This is a genomic window from Nonomuraea sp. NPDC001684 (assembly GCF_053596515.1).
Genome location: NZ_JBSFGJ010000576.1, coordinates 1 through 5,137, shown reverse-complemented (window position 1 = coordinate 5,137; position 5,137 = coordinate 1). Strand labels below are relative to the sequence as shown.

5 protein-coding genes are annotated in these 5,137 nt (G+C 71.6%); 1 reads left to right on the top strand and 4 read right to left on the bottom strand.

The window, feature by feature from the left end:
- Window positions 1–145: 145 nt before the first annotated feature.
- The 3 genes from ACWCSD_RS47535 to ACWCSD_RS47525 are packed head-to-tail and all read right to left on the bottom strand — an operon-like array spanning window position 146 to window position 3,559.
- A complete protein-coding gene (locus tag ACWCSD_RS47535) occupies window positions 146–979 on the bottom strand; it encodes an ABC transporter permease (protein ID WP_358300013.1) in 834 nt (277 codons plus the stop codon).
- A gap of 22 nt (window positions 980–1,001) precedes the next feature.
- Window positions 1,002–1,967, bottom strand: a complete 966-nt coding sequence (locus tag ACWCSD_RS47530) for an ABC transporter permease (protein WP_364342005.1) — start codon at window positions 1,965–1,967, stop codon at window positions 1,002–1,004.
- Window positions 1,937–3,559, bottom strand: a complete 1,623-nt coding sequence (locus tag ACWCSD_RS47525) for an ABC transporter substrate-binding protein (protein ID WP_397157477.1) — start codon at window positions 3,557–3,559, stop codon at window positions 1,937–1,939. The genes ACWCSD_RS47530 and ACWCSD_RS47525 overlap by 31 nt, the downstream gene beginning before the upstream one ends.
- Window positions 3,560–3,695: 136 nt before the next feature.
- Between ACWCSD_RS47525 and ACWCSD_RS47520 the strand changes: the two genes are divergently transcribed.
- Window positions 3,696–4,739, top strand: coding sequence for a LacI family DNA-binding transcriptional regulator (locus ACWCSD_RS47520; protein ID WP_397157479.1), 1,044 nt, complete (start codon window positions 3,696–3,698; stop codon window positions 4,737–4,739).
- Here the strand turns inward: ACWCSD_RS47520 and ACWCSD_RS47515 are convergent.
- The coding region (locus tag ACWCSD_RS47515) for a MarR family winged helix-turn-helix transcriptional regulator (RefSeq protein WP_449925569.1) at window positions 4,740–5,137 on the bottom strand (398 nt) is incomplete at its 5' end. It lies immediately after the preceding gene.

Here is a 5,137-nt window from a genome sequence, read left to right as displayed (position 1 = left end):
CGGCAGGTGACGGACTTGCCCGACCCGGACTCGCCGACGAGCCCGACGGCCTCGCCCTGGGCGACGCGCAGCGACACCGCGTCCAGGATGGGCCGGGCCGCCTGGCCGGGCGCCAGCCGTACGGTCAGATCGTCGATCTGGAGCATCAGCGCTCCCTCCCGGAGACGCGGTCGGCGATGCCCTCGCCGACGACGCTGAAGGCCACCACCGTGATCACCACGGCCGCGCCGGGGGCCAGCGCGGGCAGCATGGCGCCCTGGAGCAGGGCGGAGGCCCCTTCGTTGATCATGGCGCCCCAGTCGGGGACGGGCGGTTGCGTGCCGAACCCGAGGAAGGACAGCGCCGCGAGGTCCATGAGCGCGTAGCCGAAGTTGATCGCCGACTGGGCGAGGATCAGCGGGACGACATTGGGGACCAGGTGTCTCAGGCAGATGACCCACCCGGACCAGCCCTGCACCCGGTAGGCGTGGATGTAGGGGCGGGACATCTCGCGCAGGGCGACGCCGCGCGCCAGCCGTCCGACATAGGGGGTGTAGGCGATGCTCATCGCCACGACGGGCGCGGTCAGGCCGGGGCCGAACATGGCCACCAGCGTGATCGCCAGCAGCAGCGCGGGAAAGGCGAAGACGAAGTCCATGGCGCGGGACAGGACCGCGTCGAGCACACCGCCGGTCCAGGCGGCCAGGACGCCGAGCAGGGTGCCCGCCACCGTCGACAGGGTCACCACCAGGAGCGGGCCGAGCAGTCCCGCCCGCGCGCCGTGGATCAGGCGGGACAGGATGTCGCGGCCGGACTGGTCGGCTCCGAGCAGGTGATCGGCGCTCGGGCCGCTCAACGCGGCCGGGAAGTCGATGGCGAGCGGGTCGTGCGGCGCCACGACCGGCGCCAGGATCGCCACCGTCACCAGGACGGCCAGGACGGCGACGCCGGCGACGGTCATCCGGTCCGCGGGAAGCCGGTAGCGGCGGTGGAAGGTCACGGCTGTCAAGAGGACTCCTTCACTACGCCCTGCGCAGGCGCGGATCGATGGCCGGCTGAACCAGGTCGACCAGCAGGTTGGCCGCCGCGAAGACGACGACGATCAAGGTGGTGACGGCCTGCACGACCGGGAAGTCCTTGACGGTGACCGAGCTGACCAGCAGTTGCCCGATCCCGGACAGGCCGAAGGCGGTCTCCACGATCGAGGTCGCGACGAGCAGCCCGGCGATCACCGTGCCGGTGACCGTGCTGATCGGGCCGAGGGAGTTGCGCAGGACGTGGCGCCGGATCACCGCGTTCTCCTGGACGCCGCGCGAGCGTGCCACCTCGACGTGCTCGCGGGCCAGCTCCTCCAGCATGGACGAGCGGGTGACCCGGGCCAGCAGACCGGCGAACGTCAGGGCGAGCGCGGCCGCGGGCAGGGTCAGATGCCAGACGCGGTCGACCGGTCCCTCGCCGTTGCCGAAGGCGGGGAACCAGCCGAGCTGGACGGAGAACAGCGAGATCAGCCCGATCGCCGCGACGAAGGAGGGGGTCGCGGTGGCCACCCCGGTGCCGATGAGGACGATCCTGTCGAGCGGGCCGGGCCGCAGCGCGGCCAGCGCGCCGAGGATCAGCCCCGCGACCACGATGAGCAGCCCCGCGTAGCCGACCAGGAAGAGCGTCGTGGGCAGCCTGGCCAGGAGCAGCCCGGTCACGTCCTGCCGGAACTGCACCGACCGGCCGAAGTCCCCGGTCACCGCGCCGCCGACCCATTTGAGGTACTGCGTGAGGAACGGATCGTCCAGGTGGTACTGCGCCCTGATCGCCGCGATGGCCTGCGGAGAGGCCGAACGCCCCTGGGTGAGGAAGGAGGCCGGGTCGCCGGGAGCCAGGTACACGGCGGAGAACACCGCGAACGACGCCCCGGCCAGCGTCGCCACCAGCCCGGCGAGCCTGCGGGCCAGGAAGGCGCCCATCAGTTCGCCGACCCGAGCGCTGCCGCCCACGGGTAGACGAGCTGGGTGATGCCGGTGGGCGCGCCGGTGAGCCGCTTGTTGAGGAACATGCTGTGCGGCACCTCGTACAGCGGGATCCACACCATGTCCCGGACGGCGATCTCCTGGAGCTTGGCGACCACGGCGGCGCGGGCCGCGGGGTCGGCCTCGGCGCCCGCCTGGTCGACGAGCCTGTCGTACTCGGGGTCGGAGTAGCCGCCGTAGTTGGAGAAGTTGCCGGTCTGCAGGATTCCGTAGAACTCCAGCGGATCGGGGGTGGAGTCGTACCAGATGGTCATGACCAGGTCGACGCCCTGGCGGGCCTTGGGGTCGGAGAACAGCGCGGAGTAGGCGTCGGGGGCCACCGCCTTCTGCTCGACCCGCAGGCCGATGGCCTGGCCCGCGGCCTGGACGGCGTTGGCGATGACGCCGATGTCGGGAGCCATCGTGCTCGTGGCGATCACGATCTTCTTGCCCGTCCCGCCGGCCTCCTTGACCAGCTTCCTGGCCCCTTCGAGGTCGGTGCTCAGCTCGGGGAGCTTGGCGTAGTACTGCTTGGCCGCCTCGGGGGCGATGCCCCACGCGCCGATCGCCGCGGGCGCCTTGGCCGGTGTGGCGACCCCGGCCACACTGGCCTGGAGAATGGCCTTGCGGTCGAGCGCCATGGACAGCGCCTTGCGCAGCCTCAGGTCGCCGAGCGTGCCCTTGAGGTCGAGCGGGATGAGGCTGACGGCCGCGGTGTTGGGGCCGAAGTACAGCTTGCCGCTGGAGGCGCTGCCCAGGCGGGTGAAGCCGGTGGTGGGGACCAGGTAGCTGCCGTCCACCTCGCCCGAGAGCAGCGCGTTGACGCGGGCCGCCGGGTCGGAGATGAAGACGTTCCGCACGGTCGCGGCCCTGGCCTTGAGCGCGGGGTCCCAGTAGCCGTCGAAGCGTTTCAGGTTGATCGCCTGGCCCTTCTCCCACTTGTCGAGGGAGTACGGCCCGGTGCAGTTCACGCCCTTGTCGGGGGTGCCGTACCCGGCGCCCTGCGCGGCCAGGAACGCGGCGCTCTCGATGGTCCCGGCCGAGGTGCCCATCTGCTCGTTGAACAGGTGGTCGGGCTTCTTCAGGTGGACGGTGACCTCCATGGGGCCGGTCTTCTCCACCGATTTGACGTTCTGGTAGGACGAGACCCAGTACGAACCCACCGCCGGATCCATGTGCCGCCGCATGCTCGCCACCACGTCGTCGGCGGTGAGCGGCGATCCGTCGTGGAAGCGCACGCCCTGGCGGATCGTGTACACCCAGCGCCCGGGGTCCGGGGACTCGGCCTTGCTGGCCAGCCCCGGCTCCACCCGGAAGCCGGGGGTGATCCGCATGAGCTGCTCGCACACGTTGGCGAGCACGGTGTTGGGCGGGTAATCGAAGGCGTAGGCGTAGTCGAGCGACTGCGGCTCGGCGTAGAGCGCCCAGGTCACGGCATCCACCGGGCCCTTGGCCGGCGGCAGGTCCGCCGTGACGGTGAAGGTTCCGGAGCCGGCGGCCTTCGGGGCGGCCGCGCCCCCTCCACAGGCAGTGGCCGCCAGTACGGCCAGCGCCGCGGCGGCGAGTCGAGCGGTACGCATCGGACCACCTCATCCTCGTGCGGGAAAGTGCCATGAGTATTGGTGAAGGAACGTTCCTGCACAAGACACTGAAGGAACGATTCAGCAACGGTCAGCGAGGTGGCGAATCGGCTGACATCCTGCAAAGATCGGACCCATGGAAGAGCCAGAGCGTAAGGTCGGCGCGCGCGTGCGCCTGGTGGACGTCGCCCGCGCGGCGGGGGTGTCCAAGACCACCGTCTCGGACGCGCTCAACGGCGCGGGCCGCCTCCCCGACGCCACCCGCGAGCATGTCCGGCAGGTGGCGCGCCGGCTCGGATACCGGCCGAACGCCACGGCGCGGCGGCTGCGCGCCGGGCGCTCACGCCTGCTCGGCCTCGCCGCCCGCGAGTTCGTCGAGCATCCGTGGTTCTACACCGAGCTCGCCTACTTCGCCCGGCTCACCGCCGCCACCACCCGCGCGGGCATGACCCACGGATACGGCGTGGTGCTGCTGCCCACCACCGGCCCCGACGACTACTGGACGGACCTGCCTCTCGACGGCGTGTTCGTGGTGGATCCGGTCGAGGGAGACCCTCTGGTCGGAGACTTTCTCGCCGCGGGGGTGGCCGTGGTCTCCGACCGCAGAGCCGTGGCGGGGACACCGTGGCCGTGGGTCGACTTCGACTACGGCGCGGCCCTGCGCGGCGTGCTCGACCACCTGGAGGACGAGGGCGCCCGGCGGATCGCCGCGGTCGGCGCCCCGACCACGGCCTGCTACCACCGCGATTCCGTCCGGGCCTATCTCGACTGGAGTGCGGAAAGGGGCCGCGACCCGTTGCTGGCCCAGCTCGACGGCCCCGGGTTCGAGCCGACGCTGGCCGCGGTGGAGAGGTTGCTGAGTGATCCCGAGCCGCCGGACGCGCTGGTCGTGCTCGTCGAGGTCAGTCCGTCGCTGCTTCTGGACCGGATCCGCAAGCTCGGCAGGTCGGTGCCCGGCGACCTGCTGCTGGTCTGCGCGACGGAGGACCCCACGGCGCCGTTCACGGACCCGCCCGTCAGCACGCTCAGCTTCCTGCCGGTCGAGACGGCCGACATCGCGGTCGGGATGCTCGTCGACCTCATCGAGGGCCGCGGCGTCGCGGGCGGCCGGCTGCTCCAGGCGAGGTTCGACGTCCGGGCCTCCTCCGATCGCCGCTCCGTGCCGGGAGCCGGGAAGTGATCACTTTCTGGGCGGGCGCAGAGTCGTCCACGCCACGGTGAGGGCGGTGCGGAAGGTGTCGGCCTGCTCGGGCGACAGGCCCGAGATCATGCGGTCCTCAAGCTCGGCGGCGGCCTCGGCGTGGGCGTCGAGGAGCGCCCGGCCCTCGTCGGTGAGGTAGAGCAGCAGTTCGCGCTTGTTCGCCGGGTTGGGCGAGCGGCGGATGAGGTGACGCCGGTCGAGGGCGCCGATCACGTCGGCCATGGCCTGCGGGGTGACGAAGGAGTCGCGGGCGAGCTGGGCGGCGGTCACCCCGTCCTTGTGCTGCAGCACGGTGAGCGCCGTGTACTGCGGCGTGGTCACGGCCGCGCCGCGCAGCATCTCGTCCAGGCGCGACCTGATCGCCAGTTCGAGCCGTT